We start from the raw sequence: 777 nt of genomic DNA, 5'->3' as shown, positions 1-777 counted from the left end.
AGTGGACGCGAGCATCTGTGGCCAAGTTTTTAAGGGCGCACGGTGGATGCCTTGGCACCAGGAACCGATGAAGGACGTGGGAGGCCGCGATAGGCCCCGGGGAGCTGTCAACCGAGCTGTGATCCGGGGGTGTCCGAATGGGGAAACCCGGCAGTCGTCATGGGCTGTCACCCGTATCTGAACACATAGGGTACGTGGAGGGAACGCGGGGAAGTGAAACATCTCAGTACCCGCAGGAAGAGAAAACAACCGTGATTCCGGGAGTAGTGGCGAGCGAAACTGGATGAGGCTAAACCGTTCACGTGTGATACCCGGCAGGGGTTGCGTGTGCGGGGTTGTGGGAGTTTCCTTGATTGGTCTGCCGGCCGGTCGGAGAGTAAGAAACCGTATGTGTAGGCGAAGGGCATGCGAAAGGCCCGGCGTAGAGGGTAAGACCCCCGTAGCTGAAACGTGTACGGCTCTCTTGGAGATCACCCAAGTAGCATAGGGCCCGAGAAATCCTGTGTGAATCTGGCGGGACCACCCGTTAAGCCTAAATATTCCCTGGTGACCGATAGCGGATAGTACCGTGAGGGAATGGTGAAAAGTACCGCGGGAGCGGAGTGAAATAGTACCTGAAACCGTGTGCCTACAAGCCGTGGGAGCGTCGGGCATCGAGTTTACTCGGTGTCTCGTGACTGCGTGCCTTTTGAAGAATGAGCCTGCGAGTTTGCGGTGTGTTGCGAGGTTAACCCGTGTGGGGGAGCCGTAGCGAAAGCGAGTCCGAAGAGGGCGTTT

The 777-nt window shown here is 57.8% G+C and carries 1 rRNA gene; it reads left to right on the top strand.

What is annotated here, in order from left to right:
- Nucleotides 1-19: 19 nt before the first annotated feature.
- Nucleotides 20-777, top strand: a 23S ribosomal RNA gene (locus tag AC3ERT_RS36575); the annotation flags it as partial.

The organism is Actinacidiphila sp. bgisy145, from assembly GCF_057708125.1.
Note: the sequence above shows the minus strand (reverse complement) of the source record. Positions and strands in the feature narration are given on the sequence as shown.